Raw genomic sequence first — 18,733 nt, forward strand, 5'->3', positions numbered from 1 at the left:
CGACGGTGAGGTTCTTCAGGGCTCGCCGGCTCCCGCTTTCCGCGTCAAACGCCCGTCACGGCGGGGCTCGGCCAACGGCGCCGAAGCTGGATCCGGCTCCTCTGTCGCGGGCGAATCCTGCTGATCGATCCACGTTTGCCACGCGCGATATAGCCGGTTCGCGGACACCGCCTGCACGAAGCCGAGCCATTGTCCGACCTGTTCGGCCTCCACCCCGCTTTCGAAAAGATCCGCCGCAAACGTGTTGCGCAAGGTCTGCGGACTCGCGCGCGATTGGCGCGATGTGGCAATCCCCGCTGCATCGACGAGCGCATCCACCGCGCGCAGCATCGTGGCCTTATGCATCGGCCTGCCCGACGGCGATGCGGGAAACACAAGCTTGCCGGCCAGTTGCATCAGCTGGCGTTCGGCTAGCCAGGCGTCGAGAATCGCCGTTGCGAACGGCGCGAGTCGCGTGCGCCGCGTCAGCACTGGATTCGCGGACTCGATCGTGACCCACGGCGAGCCCTCTCTTACGCAACTAACCGTAAGCGCTCCCGCTTCGCCCGTCTTCAGTCCTGCGCCCAGAAACACCGCGATCAACGCGCGATCGCGTCGCTCTCTCCAGCGCTGCGCGGTCGACAAAGCCGGCAACGGCGCGAACAGCCGTGCGATCAACGCAGTGCGTTCCGCATGCGTGAGAAACCCGGTCGGCTCATTGTCGCGCGCATTGCGCCACGCGGCTTCCCCGTCCTGAGCGATGAAGCGAGCCGGGTTGGTCGACGCTGATTCGATCTCGCGCACGTGATCGAGCACGCGCTCGATAAGCCGCAAATAGCGGATCCGCTGCGTTCTGCGAATCGCGAGGCTGGCGACGAATTCGGCGATCGCGGGCGTGTCGACCGTCGCGAGGCTTTGTTGCCGCGCGCCAAGCCAATCGAGAAACTGACCCCACTGCGCCTGATAGACCAACGCCGAAGAGCGACGGAAGTGCTGCTTCGCGAGCCACGCATCGAACGCGACCTGCGGGTCGCGACGCCAGTCTTCGCGTTGCTGATCGAACAGATCGGTAGAGGGCGCGGGACGGGGAACGGGGTCGGACAGATGAGGAGGTGACATGAGCAATCCTTCCGTTAGTTGCACCGTTTGGTCCGCGTATTGTAGGCGCTGACCGCCGCAAGGCCGACCGCGAGGAATGGATGAGGATCGGAGCCATCCCGAGGTGGCGCCGCCATTAGCCGCCCCACGCCCGGGCGCGCTTTAAGGGCGCATCGGCCGGCCGTGGCAGCGCCGCCCGGCGCGCCGCTTCCTCGTACGCATTGACGGCAAACGCAAGGACGGCGGGCAATGCATTGGAGGTGCCGAAATCCACGCCGTCATCGGTTTCTGGATAAGGCAGATCGGACGGGCGCTGGAACAGCCCGAGCATCAGCGCGTCGTGCCGGCCGGCAAAACCGAGATCGGCCAGCGCCTCGGCTTCGATGGCATGGAGCAGACGCCACGTGAGCGGCACCTGCTTGACGATGTAGCGCGCGGCGATGCTGCGCACGATATGTTCGAGATCGCGCGCGGCGGTCTGGAAGCGCAGCGCGGCGAGAGTTTGATCGGTAGGGTCGGTTTTCAGGTTGTTCATTCTCGGCTCCAATCGACACCTGATACTGTACAAACATACAGTATCGAGCGCAACCTGGCCGAACGGCCTAGCCGTGAATCACAACCAGCAGCGCTTTCGCCTCGCTCTTGCCGACGTTGCGGATCGCATGCGGTTCATCCGCGACGTAGCGCGCGGTGTCTGCGACCTTGAGCCGCTTCGTCGCGCCGGCCGCCTCGATTTCGATCGAGCCGTGCAGTACGGTCAGATGCTCGCGCGTGCCTGGCTCGTGCGCGTTCGACACGAGGGCCCCGCCTGGCCGCAGCGTCAATTCGTACCACTCGAACTTGCCGGCCAGCTCGATCGGTCCCCACACACGCAACTGGTATTTCGCTTCATGACCGCTTAGCGTAGGAATATCGTGCGGTCCGGAAACGGCGATTGCCTCGGGCGACTTCGGCGCCGCAAACAGCGAATCGAGGCTTACGCCGAGCGCATTGGTCAGCCGCCATGCAACCGCGATCGTCGGATTGGCCTTGTCGCGCTCGATTTCCGACAGCATCGATTTCGACACGCCGGCCGCGCGCGACAGATCGTCGAGCGTCATGCGCCGCCCGGCGCGCAGCCGTTGAATCTGTTCGCCGACGCGCGGCGGCGCAGCAATCGCCGCATTCGGCGGTAATGCCGCGCTGGCGGAGGTGGGCGCCGTATTGGCCGCGGCGCGGCGTGTACCCGAACTTGCCATTTCCTGACCCATCGTTTAGAGTTGTTCGATATACCGGATTTTAGTTCGGAAAAACGAAAATATCCGATAAAGCTGACAACCGACTATAACAGGCCGCCCTTCCCGCGCGCATGCGAATGCGGGCGCCATCACTCTCAGGAGTCCCGTTCATGCGTGACCAATACCTTGCCCATTTGCGCGGCACCCTCGACCAGATCCGCGCCGACGGCTTCTACAAGAGCGAGCGCGTGATCGCGAGTCCGCAGTCGGCCGACGTGCGTCTTGCCGACGGCAGCGACGTGCTGAACTTCTGCGCAAACAACTATCTCGGTCTCGCCGACGACGCGCGGTTGATCGAAGCCGCCAAGCAAGGCCTCGACAGCGACGGCTTCGGGATGGCGTCGGTGCGCTTCATCTGCGGCACGCAAACCGTGCACAAGCAACTCGAAGCGGCGCTCGCCGCGTTCCTGCAAACCGACGACTGCATTCTCTACTCGAGCTGCTTCGACGCGAACGGCGGCCTGTTCGAAACGCTGCTCGACGAAAACGACGCGATCATCAGCGACGAGCTGAATCACGCGAGCATCATCGACGGTGTGCGGCTGTCCAAAGCGAAGCGTTTTCGCTACCGGAACAACGACCTCGGCGATCTCGAAGCGCGCCTGCAGGAAGCCGATGCGGCGGGCGCGCGCTTCAAACTGATCGCGACCGACGGCGTGTTCTCGATGGACGGCATCATCGCGAACCTCGCCGGCATCTGCGATCTGGCCGACAGGTACGGCGCATTGGTGATGGTCGACGACTCGCACGCGGTCGGCTTCATCGGTGAACACGGTCGCGGCACGCCCGAGCATTGCGGAGTGATGGCGCGCGTCGACATCATTACCGGCACGCTCGGCAAGGCGCTCGGCGGCGCATCGGGCGGCTACGTCGCGGCGCGCAAGGAAGTCGTCGAGCTGTTGCGCCAGCGCTCCCGCCCGTATCTGTTCTCGAACACGCTGACGCCGAGCATCGCGGCGGCGTCGCTGAAGGTACTCGAATTGCTCGCCAGCGATGAAGGCGCGCAGTTGCGCGCACGCGTGCGCGAAAACGGCGCGCATTTCCGCCGCGCGATGAGCGCGCTCGGCTTCACGCTCGTGCCGGGCGAACATCCGATCATTCCGGTGATGCTCGGCGACGCGCAACTCGCGGGAAAGATGGCCGATGCGCTGCTGAAGCAAGGCGTCTACGTGATCGGTTTTTCGTTCCCGGTGGTGCCGCGTGGCCGCGCGCGCATCCGCACGCAGATGAGCGCCGCGCACACGCCGGAGCAGATCGACCGTGCCGTCGAGGCGTTCGCGCGCGTCGGTCGCGAGCTCGGCGTCATCACCGCGTGATCGCCGCGTGATTCGAATGGAGAAGCAGATGAAAGCATTGGCAAAACTCGAACGCGGGCCGGGCCTCACGCTGACCGACGTGAAGAAGCCCGAAGTCGGTCATAACGACGTGATGATCCGCATCACGCGCACCGCGATTTGCGGCACCGACATTCATATCTGGAAGTGGGACGACTGGGCGCAGAAGACGATTCCGGTGCCGATGCACGTCGGCCATGAATACGTCGGCGAAATCGTCGAGATGGGGCAGGAAGTGCGCGGCTTTGCGATCGGCGATCGGGTGTCGGGCGAAGGACACATCACCTGCGGCTTCTGCCGCAACTGTCGCGCGGGCCGCCGGCATCTGTGCCGCAACACGATCGGCGTCGGCGTGAATCGCGAGGGCGCGTTCGCCGAATACCTGGTGATTCCGGCCTTCAACGCGTTCAAGATCCCGCCTGAAATCTCCGACGATCTCGCCGCGATCTTCGATCCGTTCGGCAACGCGACGCATACGGCGCTGTCGTTCAACCTCGTCGGCGAAGACGTGCTGATTACCGGCGCTGGGCCGATCGGCATCATGGCGGTGGCGATCGCCAGGCACGTCGGCGCGCGCAACATCGTGATCACCGATGTCAACGACTATCGCCTCGAACTCGCGCGCAAGATGGGCGCGACGCGCGCGGTGAACGTGTCTCGCGAATCGTTGCGCGACGTGATGCACGATCTGCACATGACCGAGGGCTTCGACGTCGGACTCGAAATGTCGGGCGTGCCGAGCGCGTTTACGGGCATGCTCGAAGCGATGAACCACGGCGGCAAGATCGCACTGCTCGGCATTCCACCCGCGCAAACCGCGATCGACTGGACCCAGGTGATCTTCAAAGGCCTTGAAATCAAGGGCGTTTATGGGCGCGAGATGTTCGAGACCTGGTACAAGATGGTCGCGATGCTGCAAAGCGGCCTCGATCTGTCGCCGATCCTCACCCACCATTTCAAGGTCGACGACTATCAGGAAGCCTTCGCGACGATGCTCTCCGGCGAAAGCGGCAAGGTGATTCTCGACTGGACCTCTGCCTGAGTCGGCACCTCACCGCCTGAACGCTGACGCCCGCAGCGCGCTTACGCGCCTGCGGGCGTTTTCACGAACTCGGCCTGGATGCGCACGTGAATATCGTCGCCGACGGCCGGATACCAGGTAGATAGACCGAACTTCGCGCGGCTGAAATGACCGTCCGCGGAAAAGCCAAGCGTGTCCTTCTTCGTCAGCGGATCGGGCGCGAAGCCGTTGAACGTGACGTCGAGCGTGACCGGCTGCGTGACGCCGCGGATCGTCAGATCGCCGCTCAGCGTGCCGCGCGCTTCGCCGGTGCGCTCGAAACGCGTGCTCGCGAAGCGGATCTGCGGATAGCGCGCGACGTCGAGCATGCTGTCGCTTTTCACCATCTTGTCGAGCAGCGGCACGTTCGTGTCGATGCTCGCGGCGTCGATCGCGACCGACGCCGTGCTGCGGTCGAGGCCGCCGTCGTTCCAGTCGAGTTCCCCCTGCTTGCGATCGAAACGCATCGTAAAGCGCGTGTATTTGAAGTGATCGATATCGAACGTGATGCTCGTATGGTCCTGATCGATGTCGTAGCGTCCGGGCGGCACGCGCGCCTCGTTCTGACTGACCGAATGCGTGAGCACCTGGATCGGCGTGCAGGCCACCGCGCCCAGCAGCGTTGCGCCGAGCAGCGCGCGTACCCACGCGGTGCGAACGGAGGATGGTTTCATCGAAGCGATTCCGGTTGAGCGGTGATCAAGCGATCGCCATCAAGATAGCAGCAAGCGCACCCACAGTGCCGCAGGGCGAAGAAAAACTTGACGAGGGAGAATGATCGTTCTACCTTTTCGTCCATGACACACGAAACGATTCCGACTGTCCCGAACGACGCGGCCCAGCCCGGCACGGCGCGCGAACGCCTGCTCGATGCCGCCGAGGCGCTTATCTACGTCGGCGGCATCCATGCAACCGGCGTCGATGCGATCGTGCGGCAGTCCGGCACCGCGCGCAAAAGCTTTTATACGCATTTCGAGTCGAAAGATGCGCTAATCGCGGCCGCGCTCGAACGGCGTGACGAGCGCTGGATGAACTGGTTTATCGCCGGCACGCAACGGCGCGGCAAGGGCGCGCGCAGACGCCTGCTCGGCATGTTCGACGTGCTGCGCGAGTGGTTCGCATCGGCGGATTTTCATGGCTGCGCGTTTCTGAACGCGGCCGGCGAAATCGAATCCGCCGACGATCCGATCCGCGTCGTCGCGCGCAAACACAAGGCACGGCTGCTCGGTTTCGTGCGTGCCGAATGCGACGCGTTCGTCGTGGAAGCCGAAATCGATGCGCGTCGCGCGGCGCCGCTCGCGCGGCAATGGCTCGTGCTGCTCGACGGCGCGATCGCGGTGGCGCTCGTGAGCGGCGAAGCCGATGCGGCGCTCGACGCGCAGGCGGTTGGCAAGACCTTGCTCGATGCGGCAGCGAAACCTGCCGCAACCAAACGGCCGCCATCGCGGCGCACCATAACCTGACCGAGGAACCATCATGGCCGATACGATCGAAGCCCGCCCGCCGCTGCCGCCATTCACTCGCGATACCGCGTTCCAGAAAGTGCGCGCCGCGGAAGATGCCTGGAACACCCGCGAACCCGAGCGCGTATCGCTCGCGTACACGACGGATAGCGTGTGGCGCAACCGCGCCGAATTCGTGCATGGCCGAGCGGAGATCGTCGGCTTTCTGCGCCGCAAGTGGGCGAAGGAGCTCGACTATCGGCTGATCAAGGAGCTGTGGGCGTTCACCGACAATCGCATCGCGGTGCGCTTCGCGTACGAATGGCACGACGATTCGAACAACTGGTTCCGCTCGTATGGCAACGAGAACTGGGAGTTCAACGAGCATGGTCTGATGGCGCATCGTCACGCAAGCATCAATGACCTGCCGATCCGCGAAGCCGACCGCTTGTATCGCTGGCCGCTCGGCCGGCGGCCCGACGATCACCCCAGCCTGTCCGATCTCGGTCTGTAGACGTTCCCACCACATTCATCGACGGCGGCGCACCCGATGCGCGCCGCGAACTTCTTCACCGCTTGTTCATCACGGCGCCATCGGTTCTCCGTTATCGTGGCGGTTCCGGCTGCGGGGGCACGTCGCGTGCCCGGCCGAGCGAGTCCTCAACATCGACCGCACGGCTTCAGGTACAGTGCGCGACGGGCGGCACGCGGATCGCCAGAACACCATGACACCGGCGCTCGACCGGTGACGGAGAAGAAATGCACTTCAGGCAGATGAACAAGAATATCCGGCGCGCCGCGGTGGCGCTTTTCGCCAGCTTCGCGGCGGTCTCCGCGGCGCACGCGGGCAACTGGTGTGACGGCGGTGTATGGGTCGACGCGATGCTCGGCTCGTATCACATCAACCCCGATCCCGATACGCACTTCGAGCAGTTCAACCCCGGGCTTGGCGTCGAATGCTGGCTGAACAACCAGTGGGCGCTGACGGCCGGCGGCTTTCGCAACTCGCTGCGTCGGCCGTCCTACTACGGCGGCGGCGTGTGGGCGCCGGAGTTCGCGCATTGGGGCATCGTTCGGATCGCGGCGATCGGCGGGATCATCTCTGGCTATAACTACGGCAACTGGGGTCTCGGCAGCAATCACACGATCGGCCCGGTGGTCGCGCCGATCGTGATGCTCGAATACAAGCGCGTCGGCGCGAACTTCATCGTCATTCCGCCGATCCCATCGGACAATCTGCCCTTTACGATTGGATTCCAGCTGAAGGTAAAGTTCTGACAGAGCTGAGCGTTGTCAAAAAAGTTGCGACTTGCGGGAAGTCATATATTTTTGGCAATAAAGTTGCGACTTGCCTTGCTGGGCGGGGATGTGATGTCGAAGAACAGCGGATTTGTGCACGTCATTTACCTGGTTATCCGAAAGACAGTCGCGACTTCCCTTATTCGGCCGGAATTTTTGGCCTCCGATGAATCAAAGCAGCGATCTCGAATAGGCGCGAAGTCGAGCATGATTACCACCAAACATTTGCCTAAACCACAGTTGAGTATAGGCCAACGTTGTTGAAACAATTGAAACTAATTTCCCCGTTTAGTTTCCGGCGTCCGCACCTTTCTGGAATTGCTCACCGTACATGCAAGTGAAGACCCGTGTCAGACCCAGCGTACCGTTCGGAGTTGCCAGGCACCTCCTGGAATTGCTCACCGTACGTGTGAGTGAGGGTAAGTGTCAGATCCAGCACACCGTTCGCAGCTGTCGGGCACCTCCTGGAATTGCTCACCGTGCGTGTGAGTGAAGGCCCGTATCAGATCCAGCGCACCATTCGCAGCTGCCGGGCACCTCCTGGAGTTGCTCACCGTACACGTAAGTGAAGACCCGTGTCAGATCCAGCGCACCGTTCGCAGCTGCCGGGCACCTCCTGGAATTGCTCACCGTACACGTAAGTGAAGACCCGCGTCAGATCCAGCGCACCGTTCGCAACTGCCGGGCACCTCCTGGAATTGCTCACCGTACGTGTGAGTGAGGGTAAGTGTCAGATCCAGCGCACCGTTCGCAACTGCCGGGCACCTCCTGGAATTGCTCACCCTGCGTGTGCGTGGAGGCCCGTGTCAGATCCAGCGCACCATTCGCAGCTGCCGCCGGGCACCTCCTGGAATTGCTCACCGTGCGTGTGCATGAAGGCCCGTGTCAGATCCAGCGCACCATTCGCAGCTGTCGGGTATCTCCCGGAACTGCTCACCGTGCGTGTGAGTGAGGGCTCGTGTCAGATCCAGCGCACCATTCGCAGCTGCCGGTCACCTCCTGGAATTGCTCACCGTGCGTGTGAGTGAGGGCTCGTGTCAGATACAACGTACAGTTCGCAGATGATGAGCATCTCCTGGATTCTCTCACCGTATGCGTGAGCGCCCGTATTTGTGATGACGTTGACTGGGATGCAGATACCGGAAGCGCCGGCTGGTGCAGAGGGCTGAGTGAAACCCGGTCTGGGGAAGCGATGCCTCCGGCATGCCCTGCGACCTCGCCGCCTGTTCGCGGGCAGCGTGGATTTTCGCATCCCACGGCTCGATATGGCTACCCATGCCGAGCAACATGACCTCTTTTTCCAACGATACCGCCATCGCCTGGCGCAACTCCGGCGATATCTGCATCCGCTTCCGCCTGCTTGCTCTTGTGCAAGGTCGAAGCCGAGATGCCCTGTCGCGCGGCCGGCTGCCGCTCGGTGAGGCCCAATGTCTCGCGAATGAGCTTCAGCCAGCCACGCACCCGATCAAACCTTTACTCTCCTGTACGGTGAGCCGTTCCAGGAGACCATTCGAGATATCAATTGGTGAGCGGCACCCGGGTCCGGTCTTCACTCTCCATACGGTGAGTCGTCTCGGGAGGCCATGCGCGATTGTCAATCGGTGAGCGCGCCGCGCCCGATCAAACCTTCCCGCGCCGGTACGGTGAGCCATTCCGGGAGGTCGTTCGCAAGAGGCAGTCGATGACTGCACGAGAATCAGGCGCAGCCGATAGGTATGGTGAGGAGTTCTAGGGGAATCTCTTAGCACAATCTGATAGAGCGAAAAATGCCGGGCTGAGCAATCCCAAGAAATGCTCCTCAGTGTTGGGAATGGTGAGCTGAACCTAAAGCGCGTTTCCCGGTGAGTGGTATCTGCGTGCGTAACGTTTCCTACCTAGTCAATTGTAGACGTTCGCAACAAATTGCATTCACGTACCGGGCGGCCCTTACCAGCAGGGGTCAGGGACGGGCGTGCTTACCGCACAGCGCACGTTGTGACCGCTGGCCCGAGATTCCGACATTGCCGAATCGTAGCCGCAGACGAGCTTCCCGCATTTCACATAACGTCACATAGAGCTGGTATAAGCAAGGAGAGCCAATCGTGCAGGAGAAGGATGTTGACCATCTCGCGCTCCCCGAATCGTACGAAACACCCCTTTGAAAAATTATTTGTGGACCTTGGCAGTCACTCGCCCGACAAGGCGCTGGCAGCACTGACCTCTGCAATGCAGGAAGAACGACGCGACATGAACGCGTTTGAGTGGTTGTCGCAGGCGCTCCCCGGCGCAACGCTCAAACCAGCGCTGGCGTGTGGCTCCGTCAGCGAGCTCTACCGGTCATATACACGGCCCGCGGAATTCGAGCGGCTGAAGGGCGTCCGGCGCTTTTGAGGGGGCGTGGCCGCAAGACTGGAGGAGACTGCATGGGGTGCTCGACGGCGCCGTCGGCACGATGGTGATGGACATCGGCCGCGCGGAAACCATATGCGCTTGACCGCGCGAAACTTTACTCCGCGAATATGCTTTCCAGCTCGGTGAGCCACATGCGTTGAAGAGGGCAGTCAAATATCTGGAGGAGCAGCAGCGACTCCACCGACGTGTCGCGCACGAAATGCTGCATACAGGCTCTCAGGTGTGGCCGTGAGTACTGCCATTCCTGAATCATTCTAGCTTCGAGACGCTTTCCGCTTCCTCGACTCGACCCGTCGTGACAGGTCGGTCAACAGCCATCTAGCGACTACATCAGGTCCGTTCATGTCGTGGCTGGCGAACTTGATTTCGTCCTCGAAGTAGACGATAACCGTGCCGCTCATGACACGATAGCGGGTGCCATTCAATTCGACTTCGATTTCCTTGGTGGATTCGTAATCTTCGACCATCAACACCGCTCTGTAGTAACTATGACGAGTCGAACTTACCCAATCACATGAGGTACGTCAACGACACAGGAGCAGGAGCCTTTCTGTGCCCTTCTTTCAATGCAGCAGAATGTGGCGTTGCACGGCGTCGCGCTGGTTATCGATGTCAATGCGGCCTAGTGCCGATGTCGCAAATTCTCGCGGACGCGCTTGGCCACGAGGACTGTCATGTAATCCATTATCCGTGCGCCGTGGCTGTATTCGGCCCACGTGTCCTCATACAGCTTCGACACGGTCTCGGTGGGGGTATTGGTGTCAGAGGCAATAGCCTTGATGACATCTTCAACGTTGGGCTGGGCCATGGCGCTCTCCTGGCGTTGAGTAGGAACGGCAACTTCGGGAGGTCGATTAGACGACGCTGCCCGGCCGTATGCAAATTGAATAGACCTATCGCTTCGTTATGTCTGTAGAGACACTCTTGCGTTCTCTCGACCACTGGTGCGCTTACTCCACTGCTCCGTGCCCGACACGGATGAGCTGCGAAATGCTTATGCCCGGCGCGCACTACACAAATTCAATCTTTTCAGCTACTTGTCCAACTTGCCCGTGAATTGTCCACAGCCTTGCGAACAGATTGTGTGGACAACTTGATGGTCCGGGCCCGAGGGCGCATCTCCAATGCAGTCTGGTAATCGCAAATTAACGGTATATACTGTTTATACCGTTAATCAGTCTGGAGATGGTCATGAGTGAACCCAGCGTGAGGAAGCCGACGAAGAAGGCCTTTCACTTCCCGAAGAATGCCAACGGCCATGCGAAAGTCGATGAGAAGCCAGCGGATGAGAAGAGTATGGCCGCAGCCGCAGCGCCAGATGCCCAGCCGGCTCCGACGAAGGCCGACAAACAGAAGCGCGCGAAACCCGTTGAGGCCGCGCAAGTCAGTCCAGCAGCAGAGGTGAAAGCGAAACGCGCGAAGAAAGAGAAGGTGGTGCGCGACAGCTTCACGATGCCGAAGTCCGACTACGAGAAAATCGCGGTACTGAAACAGAAGTGCCTCGACGCAGGCGTCTCGGTGAAAAAAGGCGAGCTTCTGCGCGCTGGTCTGCTCTTGCTGGACTCGGCGCCCACCATCGAGGGTCTGCTGGCAGCTGTTTCTGCGGTCGAAACCGTCAAGACTGGTCGACCAGCAAAATCATAGCTGTACCACGGTCCGAGCGGATTGCCGTGCGGACCGGGGTTCGCCGCTGTGCTTCGCTGGATGCTCCTGCATGTTTCGTGGAGCTTCCACCACCGTTCCTTACGACGCGACCCTAAACTGATACTGCGGTCACGAAACCGAATGGCGATTAGGCAAATAGCCGGCGCGGTTGAAGGGGATTCCGATGCCAGACGAGCACCTTTCCAGTCGATTCGACGCTGACATCAACCACGTATTGTCCAAGGTGTTCGAGATGGGCGGCTTCGTTGAATCGCAAGTCGTCAATGCGATGCAGGCGCTTAACCACCTCGATTTGGACCTGGTCGACAGAATCTTTGCCGACGAGCGTCGACTCAATGCCATGGAAGCGGAAGTCGATGAAGAGTGCATCAACATCATCGCGCGGCACCAACCGGCTGCACGCGACCTGCGTCTGCTGATGGCCATCTCGAAGGCCGTCACGAACCTCGAGCGTGCTGGGGATGAAGCGCGGAAAGTCGCGAAGCGGACTCGGCGAATTGCAGAAGACGGCAACGCAATGGCCATCAATATCGCGGAAATCGCGTTATCCGGTGAGATGGCCATGACTATCCTCCGCCGTGCGCTTGATGCATTCGCGCGCCGCGACACAGGTGCTGCAGCACAAATCCTCCGCGACGACGACGCTATCGATGACCAGTTTCGTTTGTTCGTCCATAAGCTGGTGAAGTACATGAAGGAGAACCCCCGAATCATCCCGATTGCGCTGGACTACCTCTTCATCGCAAAGGCCATCGAACGCATCGGCGACCATGCGACGAACATAGCGGAATTAATCATCTACGTCGTCAAGGGCAAGGACGTGCGCCACGTTTCCCGTGAACAACTCGAACGCGAAGCCTTCGGTCAATGACGGAGCGCGAAACCAGCACGAAACCGCGAGCGCACCGGTCGCGAGGAGGGACTGATAACTGCGCGAGTCGCGAACGTGAAGCGTGCGGTCGCACGCATAAAGTCATTCGCTAGATATGTCTTTACATCTTCTTCAATCGAAGACTTCTTCTGACATATAAAGCCATAAGTTGCATGGGATTCTTTTAGCGGGTGACCTCCGCGAGCGCGGGGTCTCCCGTAACCAGGTATCAGAACAGGAAAGAAGCGCTCAGCGATAAAAGCGACACCGGATGAGGCGACCAGCGAAACGTTCGATGTGCTGGTTTCAGGCAACAAGCAGACGCGTCGTTGATTGACCGCTTCCCCCGACGAAATGGTAACTTCTGTAGGGAGAGTGTGCTTTTCCATGGCTGCGTTGGCTCTTCGTTACCCCCCCCGCACCTTGTCAAATGGACGGCACGATTCTGACGTCAGGGCAATTCATCGTGCCCGTCGCGTTGCACTTGTGGTCGGCCTCGAGTGTTGGGCAATTTTTGATCAATGACCACGGTGTTCGCCATGCGGTCATGCAAGCCCTGCTTGCGCGGGTTGAACAGCACCCCAGAGAAATCCGGCACCGCACGTCGCGAAGCAGACCAGGTAGCCCAACGTTCGCATGGCGGCTTGTCGCGCCGTCATCGGCTCTCCTGTATCGGCGTCGACAATGCGCAGACCCAACGCTCGTTTGCCCGGGGAGGTGTCCCAGATGGCCCACATGACGCCAGTCACGACCACCGGAATACATTGCGCGACTATCAGCTAGAACAGGATAGACGGGCCGGCTAGTGCTGGCACACTCAGCAAGTCTTCTGTCGATGGGGCTAGAGGGACGACAAGCACAAGCGCAGTCCACCAAATGCTATCAATGAGCAGCGCACGGGCCCGGCGAGAATAGGTTGCGTATTGCTGCTTCACGGTTTCAGCATGGGAGGCCGAGCGTTGCGGCATAACATTAAGCTGGACTAGTCGAGCAACGACTGCTGGGGCTCGTCCGAAGATTTTCGCGAGGCGTTCTTGGTGACAACGGGAGCGCCTCTGCGTGCATTTCCTCCGCTGGGTACAACTGCAGAAACGACCTTGCTTCGTCTGCGTTCCGGTGCAATAAATTCAGTTTCCCTAATCATTCGGCTCGCTCACATTTCGTCTTGTATATCCCATCCAACTACCCGATTCTCGTAATGGGCACCGTCTTCCCTCGCGAGGCGAGCAAAGACGCGTGCCTTGGCAATTGCGTCTTCGACGGTTTCGACCGTGAGCTCGGTCACGCCTTGATATAAGCCGCTCATACTGAATTGGCACCGTACTATCGAATATCGAATTTTCATTTCTCTTTTCTCGCTTTCTCGCGTCAAGTCTATTTACTTACTCGCGTACCGCGAATCATTCTAACAGGCTGTTGAAAACCCGCGGGCGGCGGTCGTCCGGACAGGAGGAGGTAAACGTTGAAACAAAGCGTCGAGCTACACTGGGACACACGATGCGCGGAGCCGACGGCTAACGGACGCGTGTGGCATTGAATATGCGTGTCAGCATTCGAGGGTGCAGACCTGTGGTGTACGTTTCATTGACAGATTCTATTTGCGATTTCCACTGTCGCGACCTTCACTACACTACTACTACTACTACTACTACTACTACTACTACTAGTGGATGGAGGACATATGAAGACGGCCGCCGACCCGCAGAAAATTGTTCATGACATCGCCGAGTCCACGGACACCGACGAAGAATTGGTGTCGAAGATGTACGCTGACGCCGTTGCAGATTATCAGCGTGAAGCGCGTATTCTGGATTACGTTCCTCTCTTTGCGGCAAAGCGCGTACGGGAAGGCCTGAAATCCCGAACAGCAACGTAGTGCAGAATCTTTCGTACACTGCCGAGTCAGCCTGCCCGAGTTCGGGGCGAGCTAAGCCCTGGATGTCCGCGCACTCGGCACCGCGAGGACTCAGCAGTGGCTGTCCACCCAAGCACGTGCCCAGTCTAGACCGACTAGCTCGGCCTCTTCTTCGGTCTCAAAGCTGCCGAGGACGCCCGAGGTTTCAACAAGCTTATTGTGCTGGGTGATGGTGCCGCTTGCCGCATATCGTTCCGGGTGAAGAATGTCTTCCTGTTGAACGATCGCGTGGCCCCAGATGCGGAATCCCTTGTAGCTCTCAGCTTCCACTAGCGCGTAACCTCGACAGTTGAACGGTGCGAATTCACGCGAAGTACGTTTCCTTCGGGAGTTATCTGCCGTGGAATTTCGAATACGTCTGGCGCAACAACTCGCGCACCATCACCGACGATATGCTGCCTTGTGGCCTGCTTTGTGACCGCAGCCGTCGTGCGATGCGTCCGTGTCTTTACCACGTGGGGCAGGAGCCGCTTAGGCTTGAATGGTTTCAGAGCGGTCGAGTGCTGATGTATCCCGCCCCGCGCCTCTGGTGGGTCCCCGCGGGCGGCTCGTGCAGAGATACGCTGCCTAAGGGAAGAGTGCTCTCGAACCCAACCGGTGATGGGTTACTTACTCACCAGGTCCAACATGCCCTCTGGAACTAGCCCGCAGCGCTATGTCCGTGGCATAGTGCGGGCATCTCAACCACGGAGGCGGGAATGACCACGCTGGAATCCTTGCAAGCAAAAATCAAAAAACTCGAACAGCAGGCCGACGCGCTCGTTGCAAAGCAGTCGTCGGGTGTTATCGAAAAGATTCGCGAATTGATGTCAACGCACGGCTTGACGACAGCAGACATTGACGCGCATGTTAGTGGCAAGAAACGTGGACCGAAGCCTGGTGCCAAATCTGCGGTCGCCACGAAGGCTTCTTCTGCTGCGAAGTATCAGGACCAGAAAACTGGCGCCACTTGGTCCGGGCACGGTAGGGCTCCGGGTTGGATTGCGAACGCGAAGGACCGCACCAAATTCCTGATTCAGGATGGCGCTGACGCAGTCGTCGCTGCGGGCGCGGCAAAGGTGAGCAAGGCCAAGACTGGGGGCAAGAAGGTTTCGCCGTCGGTCGGCGCCACTGGTGGCACGGGTCAGCGGAAAGGCCCGCAGCCAGCGATGTACCTTGACCCCAAGTCCGGCGCGACTTGGAGCGGACGCGGTCCGGCGCCGGCGTGGTTGGCTGGTGCTAAGGACCGCAGTCGATTTCTGATTGATGGTGCGGGCGTCGGCGCTGCGGTAACTGAGACGGGCAAGCCTAAGGCAGGTGTCAAGAAGGCCGCCTCGAAGAATGTAGTCGCTCCCAAGAAGGCCGCGGTGACCAAGTCTCCTGCTGCCAGCAAGAAAGTTGCAGCGAAGAAGACCGTTGCCCCGCCGACGAAGCGTACGGTCGTGAAGACGGTGGCTGCCAAGAAGGCTGCCGGAAAGAAGGCTGCTCCGGTCAAGGCGGTTGCTGCGAACGCCGACAACACCGCCGTACCGGAAGCAACGCTGGAATTGAGCGCGTAACCGAGCGTTTGGCGAGTGATGCCAACTGGACCTGCTTATCCAGCTGGCATCGGCTTACACCGTAGCCTTCGTAAAGGTCGGTGACTCTAGGGCCGGCTTCTTTTCTCGAAACCACGCTCATTTGCGTGGCTGCGAAGTCCCAGGCCTGTTCCGCATGCAGGTCGCTCTTTTGGGCCGGTCCGTGCTCGGTGGGTGTCGCGACGAACGCCGTCTTCAGTCCGCACCGACGTGCTGCTGCCAGGTCGCCGTTGTGAGCTGCGACCGTGCAAACCGATGCGGCGTCAAGGCCAAGGATTTCGACCGTCTCGACATAGACTTGCGGCGAAGGTTTGTAGGCTCGAACGACTTCTGCGCCGAGAATCGCATCCCAAGGGAGCGCGGCCCGCTTCGCCATGTCCAGCATCAGCCTGATGTTTCCGTTCGACAGGGCGCAATCATGAAGCGACATTTGAGTCGGAATAGCCCCTCAACGGAGTCAGGCCACGGGTCGAGCCGGTGCCAGGTGCGATTCAGTTCGTCGAGCTCATCCGCAGAAATCGAATCGACGTCGATACCGTAGTCGGCCAGCACCTTGTCCAGGTTTTCCCTGTGCAGTACGTCAAGCCTGACAAACGGCCGCCGTCCACTGCGTATCTTTTCCACTGCTGGCGGGTATTGACGTCGCCACGCATCTGCAAACTGAAACGAGTCAATAAACAAAGCATGACGGCTCCATCTCCTGAAGGTCCGTCATGGGGGCGGCTGGTGCTTTCGTCATGAAACAACAATCCCGAAGCGGCCACTGCGACGCTTCGTGAAGAGTACTGCCGAGCTAGCTCCACGCCTCCCCCAACGCCTGTGCCTGCGGCAAGACCAGCTCCACCGCGCCGTCCTGCTGGTCCGGCGGGTACTTGTATTTACGCAGGATGCGCTTGACCATCAGCCGCAGTCTGGCTCGCACGCTCTCCCGCTCCGACGCGTTACCAGAACCGGGCGATTGAAACTGCCCAGGTCATCGAAGAGCTCATCGACATGGCCAAGAAGTTCCGCGCTGCCGCGACCCGGGGCGAGGAACTGGGCCTGACGCAAGACGAAATCCGCTTCTACGACGCGCTCGCCAATAACGAGTCAGCCGTCCGCGAGCTAACCGACGAGACGCTCAAGAAGATTGCACACGAACTCACCAAAAACCTGCGCCAGAACATCACAGTGGACTGGTCACCTAGGTCGTCCGATTTGCTGAACTCGATGCCTCGCTTCGTCAAAAGGGTCTTGCAGCACGTTTCGATAAGCTCTTTCGCCGTTCCAATGGCTAACGCGGGGTCGCGCTCCGCGGCGTGCTCGAGGCGCTCGATTTCTTTTGCCATCCAACCTGCATCTAACGCGTCCGCTACCGTTCGAGCGCGAGAGACAACGCGCGAGCCACTATTCGTTAGCCGACGATGGGCAAACCGAGGACGACCTGCGATACGCTCCTCCTCGTAAAGCTCCCAGCCAGCCTGTCGAAGCTGCTCGTTGAAAAGTGAGACCAGCTTGATTACATCATCTCGGTCCGGCCGAACGAGCGGATGCACCATCTCACACAAGAATCGCAGGAAGCGCTCTGCAGGCCCATCGACAAGATTGAAGCGACCGTCGGAGAACAGCCAGTCACGGCTCCAATCATCATTGTTCATCCGATGCTGCCATATGTCGCCAGCAGCGTCTTTGAACCGAGCATCGGACGACGGAAGTTGCTCTAGTTCAAATAGCCTACTTAAAAATTCCACGTCATCAAGCTGGCCGAACCAAGCAAGGTCATTCAACCGCAAGCCGTCTAGGATATTGATACGAACTTGTCTGGGACCCATGACGACGACCATCCTGACACTTCGTGTCGACCCGGAACTTCGGATGGCAGCCGAAGGTGTGCTCCGCAAAAACGAATCGTTCCCTGAATTCATGGAATTGGCGCTGCGCGACTGCATCGCGCGCCGCCGTGTCCAAGATGGATTTATATGGAGAGGCCTCGCTTCAGAGAAGCAGGCAGGTCGCGACAACGCATATTTCAGTGCGAGCGACGTTCTTTCGGAGCTTGAACGCCGGCTGACTGCTGCAAGAAATTCTTCGCGATAGCGGCTTGACGAAAGTAGCTTCTTCGCTCGCGCCTTTTCGCTTTCGCTACGACGCGGCGACCTTAAGTGCCGACCAAACGGCGTACTAGCGTCTAAACACAGGCAGCCGTGCGAGCAGATGCGCCGGTCGTGCGGCATGAGCATTTAAACGGCATTGCTTCACTGGCGATGAATTCTCCGCCCCTCCACCTGCCGCCACGCCAAGGTGAGTTAGCACTCACTTATTCCGGACGCGAAGCCGTTGAACTGTTGTCTATTCTGCTGGCAGATGCCGTCACCGACATCGAAGTTGCGGCACGAGACGCGGGGATTTCTGATGCCAGCTTCGTGCGCCTGCGCCGAGCGATGGACCGGGTTGCTTGCGCCCAAGCAGTTTTGAAAACAATGGGGGCGGAGAGCGTCGGGGCGAGCGGCGAAGAGACGGCGCACCGGGTGTTGCGGGTGCGGGAGGCGGTCGAGTTGTTGGCAAGGGGGTGGCCGGAAGATTATCCGACCGGGGCGGTTGAGTGGGTTGCGTTAGAGTGAACCACGCGTTAGGCGCCAGTAGACCAACGAAACAAAACCGGACCACCATCGTCAGATGGAGGTCCGGCTATTCAAAGCAAATCGCTGGCAGACTTAACTTGGTGGTAGGCACGGCCGCAAGCCGCCCCGTCCAAAGACACGCCAAGAGAACGCTGACCATATATTTCGGATAACGCCTTATCCGGCGGCCATTTTCGAGCTTTCATTCGAAGCGTTAACCGATAGTTACGACACCGGTTAACAGAT

The 18,733-nt window shown here is 60.1% G+C and carries 20 protein-coding genes and 5 pseudogenes; 13 read left to right on the forward strand and 12 right to left on the reverse strand.

The window, feature by feature from the left end; all coding sequences use genetic code 11:
• Positions 1 to 15: 15 nt before the first annotated feature.
• The 3 genes from OKW45_RS13200 to OKW45_RS13210 all read right to left on the reverse strand — a co-directional run bounded on the left by OKW45_RS13200 (position 16) and on the right by OKW45_RS13210 (position 2,327).
• Positions 16 to 1,098: a tyrosine-type recombinase/integrase gene (locus OKW45_RS13200; protein ID WP_429468697.1), complete on the reverse strand. Its 1,083-nt coding sequence runs from the start codon at positions 1,096 to 1,098 to the stop codon at positions 16 to 18.
• Positions 1,099 to 1,213: 115 nt separating this feature from the next.
• On the reverse strand, positions 1,214 to 1,612 hold the full coding sequence (locus tag OKW45_RS13205; protein WP_429468699.1) for a DUF2471 family protein: 399 nt from the start codon (positions 1,610 to 1,612) through the stop codon (positions 1,214 to 1,216).
• A gap of 67 nt (positions 1,613 to 1,679) precedes the next feature.
• Complete coding sequence (locus tag OKW45_RS13210; protein ID WP_018424025.1) at positions 1,680 to 2,327, reverse strand: helix-turn-helix domain-containing protein; 648 nt, start codon at positions 2,325 to 2,327, stop codon at positions 1,680 to 1,682.
• A 137-nt stretch (positions 2,328 to 2,464) separates the two neighbouring features.
• Between OKW45_RS13210 and OKW45_RS13215 the strand changes: the two genes are divergently transcribed.
• Both OKW45_RS13215 and tdh read left to right on the forward strand, forming a co-directional pair.
• A complete protein-coding gene (locus OKW45_RS13215) occupies positions 2,465 to 3,670 on the forward strand; it encodes a glycine C-acetyltransferase (RefSeq protein ID WP_018424026.1) in 1,206 nt (401 codons plus the stop codon).
• Between the two features lie 28 nt (positions 3,671 to 3,698).
• Positions 3,699 to 4,730 carry an L-threonine 3-dehydrogenase gene (gene tdh / locus OKW45_RS13220; protein WP_429468702.1) on the forward strand — a complete coding sequence of 344 codons (1,032 nt, stop codon included), beginning with the start codon at positions 3,699 to 3,701 and terminating at the stop codon, positions 4,728 to 4,730.
• A 41-nt stretch (positions 4,731 to 4,771) separates the two neighbouring features.
• Here tdh and OKW45_RS13225 read toward each other — a convergent pair whose 3' ends face one another.
• Positions 4,772 to 5,422, reverse strand: a complete 651-nt coding sequence (locus OKW45_RS13225; RefSeq protein WP_018424028.1) for a YceI family protein — start codon at positions 5,420 to 5,422, stop codon at positions 4,772 to 4,774.
• Between the two features lie 123 nt (positions 5,423 to 5,545).
• Between OKW45_RS13225 and OKW45_RS13230 the strand changes: the two genes are divergently transcribed.
• From OKW45_RS13230 to OKW45_RS13240, 3 genes are all read left to right on the forward strand, one after another.
• Positions 5,546 to 6,211: a TetR/AcrR family transcriptional regulator gene (locus OKW45_RS13230; RefSeq protein ID WP_429468705.1), complete on the forward strand. Its 666-nt coding sequence runs from the start codon at positions 5,546 to 5,548 to the stop codon at positions 6,209 to 6,211.
• Positions 6,212 to 6,224: 13 nt separating this feature from the next.
• Positions 6,225 to 6,704, forward strand: coding sequence for a nuclear transport factor 2 family protein (locus tag OKW45_RS13235; protein WP_429468707.1), 480 nt, complete (start codon positions 6,225 to 6,227; stop codon positions 6,702 to 6,704).
• 245 nt (positions 6,705 to 6,949) lie between these two features.
• The gene (locus OKW45_RS13240) at positions 6,950 to 7,468 is read left to right on the forward strand and encodes a hypothetical protein (RefSeq protein ID WP_184004560.1); all 519 of its coding nucleotides are present in this window, start codon (positions 6,950 to 6,952) and stop codon (positions 7,466 to 7,468) included.
• A gap of 1,214 nt (positions 7,469 to 8,682) precedes the next feature.
• Here the strand turns inward: OKW45_RS13240 and OKW45_RS13245 are convergent.
• A pseudogene (locus OKW45_RS13245) lies at positions 8,683 to 8,838 on the reverse strand (division/cell wall cluster transcriptional repressor MraZ); the annotation flags it as partial.
• Positions 8,839 to 9,583: 745 nt separating this feature from the next.
• Here OKW45_RS13245 and OKW45_RS13250 point away from each other — a divergent pair.
• Positions 9,584 to 9,859 (forward strand): hypothetical protein, encoded by a 276-nt coding sequence (locus tag OKW45_RS13250; protein ID WP_429468711.1) that lies wholly within the window; start codon positions 9,584 to 9,586, stop codon positions 9,857 to 9,859.
• 275 nt (positions 9,860 to 10,134) lie between these two features.
• On the opposite strand, the gene OKW45_RS13255 is transcribed toward OKW45_RS13250, so the two are convergent.
• Positions 10,135 to 10,347: a hypothetical protein gene (locus OKW45_RS13255; RefSeq protein ID WP_429468714.1), complete on the reverse strand. Its 213-nt coding sequence runs from the start codon at positions 10,345 to 10,347 to the stop codon at positions 10,135 to 10,137.
• A 155-nt stretch (positions 10,348 to 10,502) separates the two neighbouring features.
• The gene (locus tag OKW45_RS13260) at positions 10,503 to 10,688 is read right to left on the reverse strand and encodes a DUF3562 domain-containing protein (protein ID WP_429451350.1); all 186 of its coding nucleotides are present in this window, start codon (positions 10,686 to 10,688) and stop codon (positions 10,503 to 10,505) included.
• A 383-nt stretch (positions 10,689 to 11,071) separates the two neighbouring features.
• Here OKW45_RS13260 and OKW45_RS13265 point away from each other — a divergent pair, with 383 nt between their 5' ends.
• Together OKW45_RS13265 and phoU are read left to right on the forward strand one after the other, a co-directional pair.
• Entirely contained in the window at positions 11,072 to 11,524 is a 453-nt protein-coding gene (locus OKW45_RS13265) for a hypothetical protein (RefSeq protein ID WP_187634295.1), read from the forward strand.
• Positions 11,525 to 11,708: 184 nt separating this feature from the next.
• On the forward strand, positions 11,709 to 12,416 hold the full coding sequence (phoU, locus tag OKW45_RS13270; protein ID WP_429468718.1) for a phosphate signaling complex protein PhoU: 708 nt from the start codon (positions 11,709 to 11,711) through the stop codon (positions 12,414 to 12,416).
• 545 nt (positions 12,417 to 12,961) lie between these two features.
• On the opposite strand, the gene OKW45_RS13275 is transcribed toward phoU, so the two are convergent.
• Positions 12,962 to 13,153 (reverse strand): RDD family protein, encoded by a 192-nt coding sequence (locus tag OKW45_RS13275; RefSeq protein ID WP_429468720.1) that lies wholly within the window; start codon positions 13,151 to 13,153, stop codon positions 12,962 to 12,964.
• 944 nt (positions 13,154 to 14,097) lie between these two features.
• On the opposite strand from OKW45_RS13275, the gene OKW45_RS13280 reads away from it, so the two are divergent.
• Positions 14,098 to 14,292 carry a DUF3562 domain-containing protein gene (locus OKW45_RS13280; RefSeq protein WP_429468723.1) on the forward strand — a complete coding sequence of 65 codons (195 nt, stop codon included), beginning with the start codon at positions 14,098 to 14,100 and terminating at the stop codon, positions 14,290 to 14,292.
• Between the two features lie 90 nt (positions 14,293 to 14,382).
• Here OKW45_RS13280 and OKW45_RS13285 read toward each other — a convergent pair whose 3' ends face one another.
• Positions 14,383 to 14,601, reverse strand: a complete 219-nt coding sequence (locus tag OKW45_RS13285; protein WP_429468725.1) for a hypothetical protein — start codon at positions 14,599 to 14,601, stop codon at positions 14,383 to 14,385.
• 428 nt (positions 14,602 to 15,029) lie between these two features.
• On the opposite strand from OKW45_RS13285, the gene OKW45_RS13290 reads away from it, so the two are divergent.
• Positions 15,030 to 15,869: an H-NS histone family protein gene (locus OKW45_RS13290; protein WP_429468727.1), complete on the forward strand. Its 840-nt coding sequence runs from the start codon at positions 15,030 to 15,032 to the stop codon at positions 15,867 to 15,869.
• An 88-nt stretch (positions 15,870 to 15,957) separates the two neighbouring features.
• On the opposite strand, the pseudogene OKW45_RS13295 reads toward OKW45_RS13290, so the two are convergent.
• Positions 15,958 to 16,577: pseudogene (locus tag OKW45_RS13295) on the reverse strand (HAD-IA family hydrolase); the annotation flags it as partial.
• A 103-nt stretch (positions 16,578 to 16,680) separates the two neighbouring features.
• A pseudogene (locus OKW45_RS13300) lies at positions 16,681 to 16,824 on the reverse strand (type I restriction enzyme endonuclease domain-containing protein); the annotation flags it as partial.
• A 2-nt stretch (positions 16,825 to 16,826) separates the two neighbouring features.
• On the opposite strand from OKW45_RS13300, the pseudogene OKW45_RS13305 reads away from it, so the two are divergent.
• Positions 16,827 to 17,126 (forward strand): annotated as a pseudogene (locus tag OKW45_RS13305) (type I restriction enzyme endonuclease domain-containing protein); the annotation flags it as partial.
• 2 nt (positions 17,127 to 17,128) lie between these two features.
• Here the strand turns inward: OKW45_RS13305 and OKW45_RS13310 are convergent.
• Positions 17,129 to 17,815 (reverse strand): annotated as a pseudogene (locus OKW45_RS13310) (AbiJ-related protein); the annotation flags it as partial.
• Between OKW45_RS13310 and OKW45_RS13315 the strand changes: the two are divergent.
• Both OKW45_RS13315 and OKW45_RS13320 read left to right on the forward strand, forming a co-directional pair.
• Complete coding sequence (locus OKW45_RS13315) at positions 17,697 to 17,963, forward strand: YlcI/YnfO family protein (RefSeq protein WP_429468729.1); 267 nt, start codon at positions 17,697 to 17,699, stop codon at positions 17,961 to 17,963. The pseudogene OKW45_RS13310 and the gene OKW45_RS13315 overlap by 119 nt on opposite strands.
• A gap of 107 nt (positions 17,964 to 18,070) precedes the next feature.
• Positions 18,071 to 18,487: a hypothetical protein gene (locus tag OKW45_RS13320; protein WP_429468731.1), complete on the forward strand. Its 417-nt coding sequence runs from the start codon at positions 18,071 to 18,073 to the stop codon at positions 18,485 to 18,487.
• Positions 18,488 to 18,733 lie beyond the last annotated feature (246 nt).

The sequence above is a fragment of the Paraburkholderia lebeckiae genome (assembly GCF_050436225.1).
Lineage (GTDB): Bacteria > Pseudomonadota > Gammaproteobacteria > Burkholderiales > Burkholderiaceae > Paraburkholderia > Paraburkholderia tuberum.